This window comes from Shewanella sp. 125m-1, assembly GCF_052977065.1.
Map to the genome: position 1 here is coordinate 26,534 of NZ_JBRILT010000041.1, position 14,243 is coordinate 40,776.

The following is a 14,243-nucleotide window of genomic DNA, read 5'->3' on the forward strand; positions in this document are numbered from 1 at the left end:
TCAATGACAGCAACTCAACAGCAAGCAGCCCCATTAACTCTTACTCAATTGAGTCTGCATCAGTTTGCTATCGACCTAACTAAGCCACTGCCAGTAGGCAAGCAGCGCATTGAGCAGCGCCAAGGCTTAGTACTCACTGGAACAATTATGACAGCCAATGGCGATAGGCAAGAGTCGGTTGAGATCTCACCGCTTAGCGGCTCCGACAGCCAAGGGCAAATGATTACAGGCTTTAGCCGTGAGACATTAGCAGCGGTTAGCCAGCAACTCATTGAAATATTGCCATTGCTGCACCAGCAGCCAGCCGATAAGCTGTTAGACATTGCCGAACAAAGCGCGATTGCTAATCAATATCCCGCACTCGCTTATGGCCTTAGCCTGCTGCACGGTAAACTGCACGGCAAGTTAGGCAGCCACCTAATAACGCCACGTACCGTGCCGCTTATTTATCGTCATGCCGATGAACCGCTTAACGCCGTCGCAGACAAAGTCCGCTCTTTGCCTAAAACTGTTTTTGCCGTAAAAGTTAAAGTGGCTCAAGACTCATTAGAAGATGAGATCAAGCTTATTCATCAGATCTTAGCGATTCGACCCGATCTAAAATTGCGTTTAGACGCTAATCGAGGCTTTAGCCTGGAGCAAGCCATAGAATTTGCCGCCTGCATACCACTTAACAGCATTGAGTATATTGAAGAGCCCTGTCAAAACCCTGAGGATAACCACGCCTTTTATCAAGCCATTGAGCTGCCATGGGCACTGGATGAATCACTCAATAGCCCAGACTATCAATTTGAAATGCAACCAGGGCTACGTGCGCTAATCCTCAAGCCAATGCTGCTTGGCAGTCTAGAGACGTTACAACGACTGATTGATACAGCTGAAGAACATGGCGTTCGCTGTATGTTAAGTTCTAGTTTAGAAGCCAGTTTAGGTATCGACGCCTTAAGCCATTTGGCACGGATCATGACGCCAAATGAGATCCCAGGGATCGACACGCTTGGCGCCTTTAGCCAGGACTTGCTCGCTCATTCAGGCAAAGCAGACTGTTTAAGCCTTGATGATTTGACGCTACTCGTCGCACTTAAGTAAGCGACTAACTCAGACCTCTATCTATAGCAGCTCAACAAGATCCACATAGGCCAAATAACGGATAACTGCATGCAAGCTAAGACACGCTCACCCATCCACAACATCGCGCAGCGTCACGGCGCTAACACAGCCTACAAATTTGCAGGTAAAGCGGTGAGCTATAAGGGGCTAAGCCAGCAGGTTAACTCAGTTGCAGAGCAGTTATCAGCGCAGGGGCTGCAAAAAGGCGACCGCCTCGCCTGTATCGCTCATAATTGCCCTCAGCTGCTACTACTCTATTGGGCCTGTGTCGACAGCGGCATCCTCTTTTGTCCCATATCGCCACGCTTTGCTGCTAAGCAAGTCGTGGATCTGATGCAAACTCACAGTTATCGTCACTACTGGCTTGCAGTTGATAATCCGGTGGACTCGTCACTGGTTCTGGCCTTAAGCAATCAAAACCAGTTTGAGTCAGTGACTGTAGATTTTACACTCCAAAGCCAGCAGCTAGCACCAGCTCTTGAACCTCTCGTTGCCGTTAACGCAATACTCACCTCTGGCAGCAGCGGTACGCCCAAAGCCGCCGCCCATAGCCTAGCCAACCATATCGCCAGCGCGGCAGGTTCAAGTGAACTAATTACGTTAGCTGCAGGGGATAATTGGTTGCTGTCGCTGCCGCTATTTCATATCGGCGGCCTCGCGATTTTAAACCGCTGCGCCCTCGCGGGGGCGTGTGTGGTATTTGAAGACAAGCACCTAACTCTGACTGAACAACTCAGTCGCGACGCTATCACCCACCTGTCTTTAGTCAGCGCGCAGCTACAACAGCTTCTTGGTAGCGGTAGCGACAACTTAAGCCAGGTCAAAGCCATGCTGCTCGGCGGCGGCGCCATTTCAGCCAACCTGTTAGCCGAACTGGCTAAGCGCAATATCAAGGCCTACACCAGCTACGGCATGACAGAAATGGGATCGCAGATCAGCACCGGTATCGCCCGCAGCGACGGCTCTAGTGGTAACGTCTTATCGGGGCGAGAGTTAAAGGTTGTTGATGGTGAAATATGGGTAAAAGGCGAGTGTTTGTTTTTGGGTTATTTAGCCAAAGAGGGCTTTAATCTGCCGCTCGATAAAGACGGCTGGTTCTACACCAAAGATTTAGGCCACTTTGATGATAACGGCAACCTATGCATCGACGGCCGCGCCGACAACATGTTTATCAGCGGCGGCGAAAACATTCAACCCGAAGAGATAGAAGCCGCATTAAAGCTACATCCACTGATCAGTGATGCCATCGTATTCCCAGTGGCAGATGCCAAGTTTGGCAATCTACCAGCAGCCATACTTAAACTTAACGAGAGTAAGCTTAACGAGAGTAAGCTGAGTAACGGTTCAGCTAACCAACCTTTGGAAGCTCAGCTAACCGCATTCCTCGCCGACAAAATTGCCCGTTTCAAGCGACCAAGGTGTTATTACCCTTGGCCAGAAGTCAGCAGCGCCGGGATTAAGGTTGTACGTAAACAGGTTATTGAAGCGGTAAATCTCGCGAAATAGTGAGTTGAATTTCAGTAATTCTCGATTATTTCACAACCCTCAAAAATGGTGGCAACCTTCTTCCATTTATAACTTGAACTTCATTGTTTAAAAATTCTTTTCTTGCTCGATCAAGAATTGACTCCAATTTCATAAGATAGAGTAAACACAACTCATCAATTGATTTCCTCTTTAATTCATCGTCAATGACTTCAGGAAGGTCAGAGAAAGACTGCTTCACTTCACCTATTGATCTAGGTAAATCCATATAATATTTTTCTTCTGATCCATCAGGTAATGAAATTAACCACCCTGAACCACCGATATCATCGCCAATAAAAAAAGATGTGGCACCGGGTGGAGGTGTACCAAACTTATGAATATCACTTGGAGAGAAGCTGCTAAGGTGAGCAGTTGTACTCACTTCCATCTTACCTTGCTTCAAAATATTATTTCTAACATCAACAAAGTACTTCATTAATGGATCTTGTTTTAGTTCATTTTGAATTTCAAGGTACCACTCTTCGAAGTTATTCTCAGACGACTTTAAATTCTGAATAACAAAAGTAACTGAGCGCCCAAATACAATAAGATTTCTCAATCCCGAGAATTTCCTAGTTTTATTAGTGCTAGACCAATCTTCATAACCAAGTTTAGCAGTGGCTAATATCTCTTCTGCTCGACGAATAATATCTTCAGTCTTTTTATTCTCTACACTTTTCATTATCCACCTAAAAAATTACAGTCACCCTAGCAAACTATCACCTATAAACCATTGTTGTAAATTGATTTTAAACCAATGAAAACTTTTATAGCAAGCTAAAAGAAAACACCAATTCCCCATCGAAGTTGCCGAAGTACGTTGAAGAAATAGCCGTAATGCCCACACGGACGTGGGCATAGCTTTCGCGGGGCAGGATGCCCCATCGGAAGCGTTAGGTTATTTCGAATAAGTATGAGGCCTGCACCCAACGCATGTAACTTCGTCTGGGGCGCTGAGGGTTCGCTAAGGGGGACAAGCGCTTTCCCCCTTGGCTCGGGTGTGGGCGAAGCGCCACGATGTTAATTGTTAGACGCAGTCTAACTTTAAAGTCAGGCGCAGCCTGATATGTGGCTTTGCCACGATCTTTATCAAACGAAGTTTGATTGCTTATATCTTTAAGCCCCTATGTGGGATGGAATCCCACGACTTTGGTCAGGCGCAGCCTGATAATGAAAAATACTGAGATGTCTGAGTATTCTCCAGACATAAAGCCAAAAGCTGCCCATCCATGGGCTTTTGGCATAAAAGCTCCAGACATAAAGCCAAAAGCTGCCCATCCATGGGCTTTTGGCATAAATGTTCCAGACATAAAAAAACCTGCTTGGGTAAGCAGGTTTCAATTATTAATAAAGTCTCTAAAACTGATAATGGAATTAAACTTCCATACAGCCTTTAAGCTTGTTCATTGCATTCTTTTCCAACTGCCTGATACGTTCAGCAGACACTTGGTAAGTCGATGCTAAATCTTGCAATGTGGTCTTGTTTTCATCTAACCAACGCGCTTGAAGAATATGTTGGCTACGCTCATCAAGTGTCTTGATGGCCGATAGCAAACGCGCTTGATTATTCTGCTCCCAGTTGTCTGTTTCAACTTGAGACGCTAAATCTGATGAATGATCTTCAAGGTAATGCATAGGAGCATAATCTTGTTCGTCATCGTTATCGCTAGCCAGATCAAATGCAGGATCTTGCGCTGCCATGCGTGATTCCATTTCGGTCACGTCGGCTTTTGATACACCTAGATTTTCAGCCACCATGCCCACTTCGCTATCGCTAAACCAACCTAAACGCTTTTTAGCTTTACGAAGATTAAAGAACAACTTGCGTTGTGCTTTAGTGGTGGCCACTTTTACGATGCGCCAGTTTTTAAGCACATACTCATGAATTTCAGCTTTAATCCAATGCACGGCAAACGATACCAAGCGTACGCCCACATCTGGGTCGAAACGCTTAACCGCTTTCATCAGGCCGATATTGCCTTCTTGAATCAAATCAGCCTGTGGTAAACCGTAGCCTGAGTAACCTTTTGCAACGTGTACTACAAAACGTAAGTGCGACATAATTAACTGCTTCGCAGCCTGCAAATCACCCGTTTCTTGCAGACGCTTCGCTAGCTCATATTCTTTATCAGCTTCCAACATCGGGATGTTGTGTGCTGAATGAACATAAGACTCGAGGCTTCCACTACTCTGGGGAATCATCAGTGCCATTGATTGCGTTTGTTCTGTCATTTACGCTCCTGCGACTTGCTTACAAAGGTCTTGCTAAAATCTACTTTCGAGCCGCTCATTACTGAAACGGACTGTGAACTATCGACTAATTGACAAAATATGTCAACCATCGGCGTTATCTAATATGTACGCTTATGTATCACTTATATAGTAGGTATAGAGTGAGCATACTGACTCACAAAAACCGCTTATCATACCAGTCTAGTACCCAAGCTAAATGCCATACTTAAATTCGCCAACAAAATATTACACCTAGCTATCGTTAACGCAAATGAAAAAAAGTTCATCATTTAGCCTGAGCTTTTGTTGGCTAGTTGTCAGTTAGAATAGTCTTTTATTATGACGGTTCTATTGCTCTGAGATGCTGACGCACAGAAAGATAGGAACCTAACCACCCCAAAAACGAAGCGAGTAAGACTAATTGCCCAAGTTCAGCAAAGGTGAGAGATTCCATGTGCAACGTACTGCCATATAAACCCAACAATTCCGCTAGCGCTGAGTCCAGATACCAAACCAATAAGTTAATGATAATCCACGCTAACACACCACCTATTACGCCATACCAGATCCCGGTATAAAGGAAAGGTCGCTGAATAAAGGCTTCGGTTGCACCAACCAGTTTCATCACTTCAATTTCAGTACGGCGGTTCATAATCGCTAAGCGAATCGTATTACCAATGACCAATACCACGGCTAATACTAGAAGTGCTGCGATGGCTAGTACAGTGCGCTCTAATAATTTAACGACCGCTTGCAGGCGTTCTAGCCACTCGATATCTAATCGGCCAAAGCTCACTTCGGGCTCTTGCTCAAGCTTACGCAGTAGCTCTCTCGCACCTGCTGGGCTTGAATACTTAAGACTAGGCGTTACCATTACAACGGCCGGAAGCGGGTTTGAGTCTAAATACGACAGCGCCTCACCAAAGCCTGATAAACGCTGAAACTCTTCTAACGCCTGATCACGATCTATATAGCTGACGTTACTCACCTCTGGATAAACCTTCAGGCGGGTAATTAAACTTTGAATCACGGTTTCGCTGCGACCTTCATCAATAAATAGCGATATTTCAGCAGCGCTATTCCAGGACTCGGTAATGGTCTCTGCGTTTTTCACTAATACCTGTAGTGCCGCGGGCAAGCTTAAACTCACCCCCAGTACTGCCATCGTCATGATGGACGATACCGGATTACGCCATAGTTCGCCAAGGCTGGCCATAGCATGTTGAATATGACGGATAAAAAACATCACGATTCTGCCGGAAATTGGCAGCTTGCTGCGGTTTATCTGAGGTTGCTGGCTCATCATTTATCCTCAGTTAGTGCCAAAGTTATCTTGAGTATTTAGCTCTTCGGCACCTAATACTCGCCCTTGCTTAAGCGTTAAGGTACGGTATTTCATTCGCGCAATTAAACCAAGATCATGGGTGGCGATAAGTACTGTGGTACCTGCATCGTTGAAGGTTTCAAATAGACGCAGGATATCCATCGATAATTTAGGATCTAAGTTACCCGTTGGCTCATCGGCTAATAATAGTGGCGGTTTGTTTACAATCGCGCGGGCAATGCCCACACGCTGCTGCTCACCGCCTGACAACATAATAGGATTATGTCGCTCTTTACCATATAAGCCGACCATATCCAGCGCTCCGGCTACTCGCTTACGAATTTCACCAATCGAAAAACCTTCAATGATCAAAGGTAAAGCCACGTTATCGAACACGCTTTTATTCATTAATAAATGATGGTTTTGAAAAATCATACCGATATCGCGGCGCAGATAAGGCACCTGCGAGCGGGTGACTTTAGCGATATCGTGGCCATTAATCGAAACGCGACCACCGTTAGCTCTTTCGATAACGGTGATCAGCTTGAGCAGCGTACTCTTACCGGCGCCTGAGTGACCCGTTAAAAAGGCCATCTCACCACGCTTTAGATGGAAACTCACATCCGATAGGGCTTTTTGCCCTCCGGGGTAAACTTTACTTACCTGCTCAAATCGAATCATTAATTAGATTTCTTATTAGTTGGTATTACCACATCGAGTATGCAGCTTAAATTATCTTCTATAAGCTAACGCTATTTAACGTCTTTGTCGTCTTTTGTTTGACTAAACAAAGCTTCAATAAAGTCTTTCGCATCGAAGGTACGTAGATCGTCGATCTGCTCACCCACACCTATATGACGAATTGGAATACCAAACTTGTCAGCGATCGCAAAGATAACGCCCCCCTTTGCGGTGCCGTCTAGCTTACTGATAGTAATACCCGTTACGCCAACCGCCTCTTGGAATAACTGCGCCTGACTAATCGCGTTCTGACCCGTGCTTGCATCTAAGGTTAACATCACCTCGTGTGGCGCCGTTTCATCTTGCTTCTTCATCACTCGAACGACTTTCTTAAGCTCGTCCATCAAGTGTGCTTTATTCTGCAAACGGCCTGCAGTATCGGCTATCAATACGTCGACATTACGAGCGCGAGCCGCTTGTAATGCATCAAACAATACCGATGCACTGTCTGCACCTGTGTGCTGAGCGATAACCGGAATATTGTTGCGTTGACCCCAAACCTGTAGCTGCTCAACCGCTGCTGCGCGAAAAGTGTCACCTGCCGCTAACATGACCGACTTGCCTTGCGCTTGATATTGCTTAGCAAGCTTACCAATGGTGGTGGTTTTACCCACACCATTAACACCGACCATTAAGATCACAAATGGGCCATCGGCGTTTTCTGGCACTAATGGTACAGAAACCGGATCTAGCGTCTTTTGCATCTCTTCGCGCAGTAACTCATACAGCGCTTCGCCATCTTTTAGCTGCTTGCGACTCGCTTGCTCAGTTAAGTTCTTAATCAAGCGTGTCGTCGTTTCAACACCCACATCGGCAATCAATAACTGCTCTTCTAGCTCTTCAAAAAGATCGTCATCGATCTTCTTCCCGCTAAACAAACCAATAAAGCCGCTACCAATGCTTTCACTGGTTCGTTTTAAGCCACGCTTAAGGCGGGCAAATAAGCCTTCTTTTACTGGTTTAGCTTGCGGTTCTGGCTGCTGCTCTTCTGCCGCTTCTAGCTGTGCCGCTTGCTCTGCAGCAGTTTCAGCTTCAATACGCTCAGCTTCAATGCGCTCAGCTTCAATGCGTGCAGCTTCAATGCGCTCAGCTTCAATGCGTGCAGCTTCAATACGTTCAGCTTCAATACGTTCAGCTTTAATACGTTCAGCTTCAATGCGCTCAGCTTCAATACGTTCAGCTTCAATGCGTGCAGCTTCAATGCGCTCAGCTTCAATACGTGCAGCTTCAATATGTTCAGCTTCAATGCGTGCAGCTTCAATGCGTGCAGCTTCAATACGTTCAGCTTCAATGCGCTCAGCTTCAATGCGTGCAGCTTCAATGCGTGCAGCTTCAATGCGTTCAGCTTCAATGCGTTCAGCTTCAATGCGTTCAGCTTCAATGCGTTCAGCTTCAATGCGTTCAGCTTCAATGCGTGCAGCTTCAATGCGTGCAGCTTCAGCTTGTGCGACTTGCTCTGCAGCAACTCTTTGAACTTCAGCTTCTGCCACGGCGGCATTTTCAGCCGCAATACGTGCAGTCTCAGCTTGAGCCACTTGCTCTGCAGCAACTCTTTGAGCTTCAGCTTCTGCCACGGCGGCATTTTCAGCCGCAATACGTGCTGACTCAGCTTGAGCCACTTGCTCTGCAGCAACTCTTTGAGCTTCAGCTTCTGCCACGGCGGCATTTTCAGCCGTAATACGGGCAGTCTCAGCTTGAGCCACTTGCTCTGCAGCAACTCTTTGCGCTTCAGCTTCTGCCACGGCGGCATTTTCAGTCGCAATACGTACAGCCTCAGCTTGGGCTGTTTGCTCTGCTGCAACTCTTTGCGCTTCGACTTGAGTTGCTTTTTCAGCCGCAATACGTGCAGCCTCAGCTTGGGCCGTTTGCTCTGCTGCAACTCTTTGCGCTTCAGCCTGCTCAGCAGCAATACGTGCTGACTCAGCTTGAGCCACTTGCTCTGCTGCAATACGTTCAGCTTCTGCCTGCTCTGCAGCTAGGCGAGCCTCTTCTGCAACTCTTTGCGCTTCAGCTTGTTCGGCAGCAAGATGCTCAGCTTCAACTCTTGCTAACTCAAGTTTTTCAGCTTCTTCTAATTCAAGCTTTTCAGCTTCTAATTTCGCCGCTTCTACAGCCTGCGCTTCTTCTTTAGACTTATCCTTGCGGAACCAGGAAAAAAAACCTTTCTTTGCCATGTGTTATACCGGTGCTCAAATAGCTGTACATAAATGCATTAGGGTGGAGGACGTTATATCAAAAATCAGCTTAGATTACGCAGATAAAAGCAGCAAAACCGCCATTCATACGGATTCTAACAACGGCTTTTTACCTTTTAGCTGTGCTTTGATATAAAATAACGACCTGAATTCAGACGGCATAGTCTACCACTTTCTTTCATTAGGCAAAATCACGAGGACACCATGGTCAAAAAAAGACCTTCTAGCGGTCAAGTTAGGATTATTTCAGGCCAGTGGCGCTCTCGAAAGTTGCCCATTCATGACCTTGAAGGGCTACGCCCAACCACAGATCGCGTTAGAGAAACCCTATTTAACTGGATTGCTAACGATATTCGCGGTGCACGCGTACTCGACTGCTTTGCAGGGAGTGGCGCACTGAGCCTTGAATCACTGTCGCGATACGCAAGTTACGCGAAGATTTTTGAGCTACAAGCCCAGGCTGCGAAACAGCTCGTGGCCAACTTAGCCACGCTCAAGTGCGATAACGCAGATGTGATTAAAGGTGATAGCTTAGCCTTGCTGGCGAATAAACCTAGCGAAGGCTTCGATCTGGTTTTTATCGACCCACCTTTTAGAAAGTCACTTGCCGAGAAGAGTATTACGCTTATCGAGCAGCACGAATGGCTTAATGACAATGCACAGATCTACGTAGAAACAGAGAGTGAAATCGCGATGTTAACCGTACCCGCGAGCTGGAGTTTGCTAAAAGAGAAAAAAGCAGGCCAAGTGATCTATCGTTTGTATCAATACTCTGCAGTAGCACTTGAAGAAGAAATTGATAATTCAAATAACGATGCACAGGAAACGAACTAAATGAAAGTTATGTTAATTCTAGGGAAAATCGTCACCGCATTTGCTTGGTTGATGATGCTATATAACATAGCTTTCCCCTTTGAAGGTGGCATTGCAGTGGCTCTTAATATTCTGTTTGTAATGACAATATTGATGCACTGCTTTCAAACCTTCATTTTCCACAGTTTATTTAGCCAACTTTTAACACTAAGAAAAAGCGATTATCTGCAGGTATTCCTATTCGGTGTATTTAGCTTACTGCAATACCGCAAACAGGTGTTAGATAAGCAGGTTAAAGCCTAGGTTCTAGGTTCTAGGTTCTAGGTTCTAGGTTCTAGGTTCTAGGTTCTAGCAACAGTCGAAACAACACAGGCAAAACGGCATCAGCTTTTTTGCCTTTTCCGTCTTTTCCGTCAGCATAGCGTTCCGTAAGTGACGCAGTCACGTTCCCTAGGCCGCTGGCCGATCGTCTAAGCCTTTCCTAGGACCTTTCTTCGCTTTGCATTTGTAGGTCGGCATTTATGCCGTCAGCTCGTAATGAACGGTTCGAGTAATAAATGATTAACGTATTGATGGATCAAAGCCCAACCTGCAGAAAAATCCTAGCCCGCAACTCAATAAAGGCAAACCATCTCTGGCTTATCTAGCTTTTCCGTCTTAGCTTTCCCTAGGGTCTTTATCTGCTTTTCCTAGCGCCTTGTTAGATTTTAAAAACAAAAAAGCCCCAATTAAGGGGCTTTTAGCGATTAACTTGAAGAGTTAGCAGGCTTAGCTAACTCTAGGTTTGCTGGCGTATTATCCCTTAGGATAAACGTGAGCAACACCTTTGTGACAGTCTACACAAGTCTTACGCTTGTCTTCAGCTTTCTTGAAGTTGTTAGCGTGCATTCTCTTCGCCATCTTGCTCATAGCTTCAGGCTGGTCCTCATAGATACGAGTGTGACAGTGTCTACAGTTAGCAGAGTCATTGCCTTTGAAATACTTAAGCGCTAGGTCAGCCTGCTCTTTACGGTTTGCATCCAACCACTCTTGAGTGTTGAAACCGTCAATCGTTAGGTAACCGTATAGATCTTTAGATACGATGATCTTCTTCACTAGGTACTTAACTGGGTTGTGTGGAAGGTGACAATCTTGACATTGTACCGTAACACCCGCGCTATTACCGCCGTGAGGTGAAGCAAGAACTTCTGCTTTCAACGAATGGTTGCTGTGACAGCTCATACAGAATTCATCTGTACTTGTAGCATGTAACGTTTGCTGTGTAGCAAAATAGCCTACAACACCGACAACTACACCGATAACTAGCAAGGCTAGAATCGAATATTTTGCGCTAGGTTTAAATAGTGCTCGCCAGTTCATCACTCTTCTCCGAATATTTAATTTTTATATCGATGTAAGTTAACTTCATCGCTATTTATGCCTTCCAGTATAAACTAGATCCTACTCATTGATCTGGAACTAAAAGTGCAAAATGAGACATGGCTCTAACTCTGTTTTCTGAGTCCTCAATTGCTCACATTATATGCACATTTACTAAAGCTACTCTAAAGCCTTGATTGCCGCAAGGTTAATAGGCTATCAAGCTGATATTTGAGCAGTATAAATTCTTTAGTTTGAAAATCTTTTAGATGTAAAAGGAGGTATGCCATACATCTAAAATCAAAAAAATTATGAATAATGAAACTTTATCTATAAAACCTAGGTCTTCTAATTACATCAACTTGATTTGGTCACATTAAGGTTAGCATGCGTAAGCAAATTGTATATTTAGCATTTTTCATCTCACTGGTAGGGCAGTTTATCTTGTCTCCAGCGATGGCGATGCCAAAATTTTTGCATGCTAGCTCACACGTCTATCAACCACACGTCTCCGAAAATAATCAGCCCCAAGCTTCACTCATACCCACAGCAGAACTCATAGCTGAAAGTTTTCGACTGCCCCATATTGCGGACTCGCAGATTAGCTGTGATTCAACAGCACCAAATTTAGACCTAGATGGTTTAGGCGATTTTAGCTTAGTTGAGATTGATTGTGACGCCCTATGCGAGCTGTTAGGGGCGGATAACTGTGTATCCCACTATGTATCGGCTCCAGGCATTATGGAGCAAGAACAATTTACCACTAGCGCCCAAAGTTCTACGGCCAGTGTACAAACGGTTTTTTGGTCTTTACAGACTGCTGAGTTGTCGCCCATCAATCCCCCTCCCATCAGTCTTTAAGCTTTATCTCAACTTAATCCATATTGAGCGCCTAGCAATACAGCGCTTAGCATTACAGAAATATTGCGCCTTTGCTGTCACACATTATCGATAGCTGGCCAGTAGCGCACTGTCTCATATCATGTTGGCTTTAACTGGTAATGATTTTTAGAACGCTCATTTGAGCCAAAACAATTACCCCTGCATCGATTGCAGAAACACTCTTTGAAGCCGAAGAGATATTCGCATTAATAACGACTTAATTTAGTTTGGAGTTTATTATGAAAAAGTTTATTGCTGTTATCGCACTATCACTCACCAGTTTCATCTCTTCTGCTGCATCGGTGTCCTTTCCTGAGTCTATAGAAGTACTCGCTGTTAACGGACTAAGTAAAGTCGATAGCCGCTACCTAGATCTCGACAATGGTCCCAATCTGATCGAGGTTCAATATCGTGATCTTTTTGATATCAACGCCGAAGATTCTAACTGGGTTAAATCAGAGCTGCTTTATCTATACATTGATTTTAATAGCGGGGCTAATTACGAGGCGCTCACTCCGAGCATTTTGTCTGAAGCAGATGCTTATCAATTTATCGATAATCCGACCATTCAATTAACTGACAGTATGGGAGGACAGCAACAAGTCAGTCTAATGACTCATGGTCAACTTATGACAAAGTTACTACTATCAAAACAATAGGATATTCAAGCTATAACTTATAGAGATGGCACATTGAACAGATAAAATTGTGAAGTTTATCAATGTGCCACATAATTCCTATGATAGACTTATCGCAACTTATTGTTTGGATACATCATGCTTAGCATATTCCGTCGACATACATTACTAGCCCTAACGCTACTCGCTTTGCTGAGTCAGCTAGTGCTATCTAATGGATCCTTGATGGTACCCAGTGCGATGGCTGGTGATATGCAAATGATGAGTATGCAAGACGGAACTGAATGTCATCAAGTTCAAATGGATGAAGGGGCTCATTGCTGCGATTCTGAAGAACAAATGCAAATGCTTCCCGGCAATTCAAAAGATTGTTGCAACGGCAATGGATCATGTCAGAGCGACTGCAACCATTGCATGGTTATTTCAGTAACAGGTACCCTGCTTAGTGCGTCACCTTGGCCAGGTTTCACCACTTCCGAAATTGTAACGGCCACTCCAATGCCTCATTTCCACTCTATTTCATTGCCACAAGATTTAAGACCTCCAATCGCTTAAACAGAGGCTATACGTCTCTTCGTATACATCTGTTCGCGGATCAGAAACCGTTATTAATCTTAATCAGCAATTATTTTAGCCGTTAATTGTTCTGTTGCTTATGCTAAGCACAGCCATTCGGCCATCTCTATGATGGAGTAGAATTATGAAAACCCTTATAAGTTTAGCCTTATCTGCCTTGTTAATGTTGTCTTGGACAGGCACTGCGTCAGCAAATGAGCATCATCACGGTGCACATAAAAACCAACATGCAGTACAAAACCAAGCTTATGCTTGCCCAATGCACCCAGAAGTAACTGGTACGAAAGGTGATTCTTGCCCTAAGTGCGGTATGGATTTAGAAGTCACAAAAACGGCAGCTAAAGCCCATAACCAAAACTGTGATTCTTGCCCTAATAAAGAGTCGTGCCCTAATAAAGCTAAAAAACACCAGAAACATATGAGCAAACATACCCATGCATGCCCAATGAACCCAGCTATTACAGGTCAAGCAGGCGATAGCTGCCCTAAGTGTGGTATGGATTTAGAACCTGTCGCTACTGGCGATAAAGCGACTAAATCAGCTCACACGCATCACTAATCATTAGGGTGGAGATAAGGCATTATGAGTTTATTTAAGATAAAGAAAATACGCCAAACTGCCGTTTGTGCATTAAGTCTAATGATGGCATCGACCCCACTCATCGGATTTAGCCAAACAGCAGAAACAGCCAATAGACAACACACTCAAGCTCACCAGCATGAGTCTAATCAAGATGGAGCAGAGTATTACTGCCCCATGCACCCAGAGGTGACCAGCCATGAGCCCGGTCGCTGCCCAGAATGCAAAATGTTCCTCGTTAAAGATGAAGAGCAAAGTGACCACTT

General features: G+C 44.9%; 17 protein-coding genes. 10 read left to right on the forward strand and 7 right to left on the reverse strand.

Going from position 1 to position 14,243, the window contains the following annotated elements:
• Positions 1 to 3: 3 nt before the first annotated feature.
• Together menC and menE are read left to right on the forward strand one after the other, a co-directional pair.
• Positions 4 to 1,089 carry an o-succinylbenzoate synthase gene (menC, locus tag ACVBIK_RS16080; RefSeq protein ID WP_447170081.1) on the forward strand — a complete coding sequence of 362 codons (1,086 nt, stop codon included), beginning with the start codon at positions 4 to 6 and terminating at the stop codon, positions 1,087 to 1,089.
• A gap of 69 nt (positions 1,090 to 1,158) precedes the next feature.
• The gene (menE, locus tag ACVBIK_RS16085; protein WP_447170082.1) at positions 1,159 to 2,616 is read left to right on the forward strand and encodes an o-succinylbenzoate--CoA ligase; all 1,458 of its coding nucleotides are present in this window, start codon (positions 1,159 to 1,161) and stop codon (positions 2,614 to 2,616) included.
• 25 nt (positions 2,617 to 2,641) lie between these two features.
• On the opposite strand, the gene ACVBIK_RS16090 is transcribed toward menE, so the two are convergent.
• The 6 genes from ACVBIK_RS16090 to ftsY all read right to left on the reverse strand — a co-directional run bounded on the left by ACVBIK_RS16090 (position 2,642) and on the right by ftsY (position 8,346).
• Positions 2,642 to 3,319 carry a hypothetical protein gene (locus ACVBIK_RS16090; protein ID WP_447170083.1) on the reverse strand — a complete coding sequence of 226 codons (678 nt, stop codon included), beginning with the start codon at positions 3,317 to 3,319 and terminating at the stop codon, positions 2,642 to 2,644.
• A gap of 442 nt (positions 3,320 to 3,761) precedes the next feature.
• Entirely contained in the window at positions 3,762 to 3,947 is a 186-nt protein-coding gene (locus tag ACVBIK_RS16095; protein ID WP_447170084.1) for a hypothetical protein, read from the reverse strand.
• A 64-nt stretch (positions 3,948 to 4,011) separates the two neighbouring features.
• Positions 4,012 to 4,869, reverse strand: a complete 858-nt coding sequence (rpoH, locus tag ACVBIK_RS16100; protein ID WP_447158955.1) for an RNA polymerase sigma factor RpoH — start codon at positions 4,867 to 4,869, stop codon at positions 4,012 to 4,014.
• A gap of 337 nt (positions 4,870 to 5,206) precedes the next feature.
• Complete coding sequence (gene ftsX / locus ACVBIK_RS16105) at positions 5,207 to 6,172, reverse strand: permease-like cell division protein FtsX (RefSeq protein ID WP_447163520.1); 966 nt, start codon at positions 6,170 to 6,172, stop codon at positions 5,207 to 5,209.
• A gap of 9 nt (positions 6,173 to 6,181) precedes the next feature.
• The gene (ftsE, locus tag ACVBIK_RS16110; protein ID WP_447158957.1) at positions 6,182 to 6,874 is read right to left on the reverse strand and encodes a cell division ATP-binding protein FtsE; all 693 of its coding nucleotides are present in this window, start codon (positions 6,872 to 6,874) and stop codon (positions 6,182 to 6,184) included.
• A 71-nt stretch (positions 6,875 to 6,945) separates the two neighbouring features.
• On the reverse strand, positions 6,946 to 8,346 hold the full coding sequence (gene ftsY / locus ACVBIK_RS16115) for a signal recognition particle-docking protein FtsY (RefSeq protein ID WP_447170089.1): 1,401 nt from the start codon (positions 8,344 to 8,346) through the stop codon (positions 6,946 to 6,948).
• On the opposite strand from ftsY, the gene ACVBIK_RS16120 reads away from it, so the two are divergent.
• The 3 genes from ACVBIK_RS16120 to ACVBIK_RS16130 all read left to right on the forward strand — a co-directional run bounded on the left by ACVBIK_RS16120 (position 8,300) and on the right by ACVBIK_RS16130 (position 10,245).
• Positions 8,300 to 8,407, forward strand: coding sequence for a hypothetical protein (locus ACVBIK_RS16120; protein ID WP_447170090.1), 108 nt, complete (start codon positions 8,300 to 8,302; stop codon positions 8,405 to 8,407). The two genes, ftsY and ACVBIK_RS16120, sit on opposite strands and share 47 nt — an antisense overlap.
• A 926-nt stretch (positions 8,408 to 9,333) precedes the next feature.
• Positions 9,334 to 9,963, forward strand: coding sequence for a 16S rRNA (guanine(966)-N(2))-methyltransferase RsmD (gene rsmD / locus ACVBIK_RS16125; protein ID WP_447158958.1), 630 nt, complete (start codon positions 9,334 to 9,336; stop codon positions 9,961 to 9,963).
• On the forward strand, positions 9,964 to 10,245 hold the full coding sequence (locus ACVBIK_RS16130) for a DUF1145 domain-containing protein (protein ID WP_447158959.1): 282 nt from the start codon (positions 9,964 to 9,966) through the stop codon (positions 10,243 to 10,245).
• A gap of 492 nt (positions 10,246 to 10,737) precedes the next feature.
• On the opposite strand, the gene ACVBIK_RS16135 is transcribed toward ACVBIK_RS16130, so the two are convergent.
• The gene (locus tag ACVBIK_RS16135; RefSeq protein ID WP_447158960.1) at positions 10,738 to 11,301 is read right to left on the reverse strand and encodes a NapC/NirT family cytochrome c; all 564 of its coding nucleotides are present in this window, start codon (positions 11,299 to 11,301) and stop codon (positions 10,738 to 10,740) included.
• A gap of 387 nt (positions 11,302 to 11,688) precedes the next feature.
• Between ACVBIK_RS16135 and ACVBIK_RS16140 the strand changes: the two genes are divergently transcribed.
• From ACVBIK_RS16140 to ACVBIK_RS16160, 5 genes are all read left to right on the forward strand, one after another.
• Positions 11,689 to 12,162, forward strand: a complete 474-nt coding sequence (locus ACVBIK_RS16140) for a hypothetical protein (RefSeq protein WP_447164635.1) — start codon at positions 11,689 to 11,691, stop codon at positions 12,160 to 12,162.
• 260 nt (positions 12,163 to 12,422) lie between these two features.
• On the forward strand, positions 12,423 to 12,842 hold the full coding sequence (locus tag ACVBIK_RS16145) for a DUF2057 family protein (RefSeq protein WP_447170085.1): 420 nt from the start codon (positions 12,423 to 12,425) through the stop codon (positions 12,840 to 12,842).
• A 117-nt stretch (positions 12,843 to 12,959) separates the two neighbouring features.
• Positions 12,960 to 13,376 carry a hypothetical protein gene (locus tag ACVBIK_RS16150; RefSeq protein WP_447170086.1) on the forward strand — a complete coding sequence of 139 codons (417 nt, stop codon included), beginning with the start codon at positions 12,960 to 12,962 and terminating at the stop codon, positions 13,374 to 13,376.
• A 145-nt stretch (positions 13,377 to 13,521) separates the two neighbouring features.
• A complete protein-coding gene (locus tag ACVBIK_RS16155; RefSeq protein ID WP_447158964.1) occupies positions 13,522 to 13,956 on the forward strand; it encodes a heavy metal-binding domain-containing protein in 435 nt (144 codons plus the stop codon).
• Positions 13,957 to 13,980: 24 nt separating this feature from the next.
• The coding region (locus ACVBIK_RS16160) for a heavy metal-binding domain-containing protein (protein ID WP_447170087.1) at positions 13,981 to 14,243 on the forward strand (263 nt) is incomplete at its 3' end.

Coding starts and splice junctions, on each gene's coding strand:
- ACVBIK_RS16140 (WP_447164635.1), top strand. CDS start 11,689: ATGCGTAAGCAAATTGTATATTTAGCATTTTTCATCTCACTGGTAGGG.
- ACVBIK_RS16145 (WP_447170085.1), top strand. CDS start 12,423: ATGAAAAAGTTTATTGCTGTTATCGCACTATCACTCACCAGTTTCATC.
- rsmD (WP_447158958.1), top strand. CDS start 9,334: ATGGTCAAAAAAAGACCTTCTAGCGGTCAAGTTAGGATTATTTCAGGC.
- ACVBIK_RS16120 (WP_447170090.1), top strand. CDS start 8,300: ATGCGTTCAGCTTCAATGCGTTCAGCTTCAATGCGTTCAGCTTCAATG.
- rpoH (WP_447158955.1), bottom strand. CDS start 4,869: ATGACAGAACAAACGCAATCAATGGCACTGATGATTCCCCAGAGTAGT.
- ACVBIK_RS16130 (WP_447158959.1), top strand. CDS start 9,964: ATGAAAGTTATGTTAATTCTAGGGAAAATCGTCACCGCATTTGCTTGG.
- ACVBIK_RS16135 (WP_447158960.1), bottom strand. CDS start 11,301: ATGAACTGGCGAGCACTATTTAAACCTAGCGCAAAATATTCGATTCTA.
- menE (WP_447170082.1), top strand. CDS start 1,159: ATGCAAGCTAAGACACGCTCACCCATCCACAACATCGCGCAGCGTCAC.
- ACVBIK_RS16155 (WP_447158964.1), top strand. CDS start 13,522: ATGAAAACCCTTATAAGTTTAGCCTTATCTGCCTTGTTAATGTTGTCT.
- menC (WP_447170081.1), top strand. CDS start 4: ATGACAGCAACTCAACAGCAAGCAGCCCCATTAACTCTTACTCAATTG.
- ftsX (WP_447163520.1), bottom strand. CDS start 6,172: ATGAGCCAGCAACCTCAGATAAACCGCAGCAAGCTGCCAATTTCCGGC.
- ACVBIK_RS16095 (WP_447170084.1), bottom strand. CDS start 3,947: ATGTCTGGAACATTTATGCCAAAAGCCCATGGATGGGCAGCTTTTGGC.
- ACVBIK_RS16090 (WP_447170083.1), bottom strand. CDS start 3,319: ATGAAAAGTGTAGAGAATAAAAAGACTGAAGATATTATTCGTCGAGCA.
- ACVBIK_RS16150 (WP_447170086.1), top strand. CDS start 12,960: ATGCTTAGCATATTCCGTCGACATACATTACTAGCCCTAACGCTACTC.
- ftsE (WP_447158957.1), bottom strand. CDS start 6,874: ATGATTCGATTTGAGCAGGTAAGTAAAGTTTACCCCGGAGGGCAAAAA.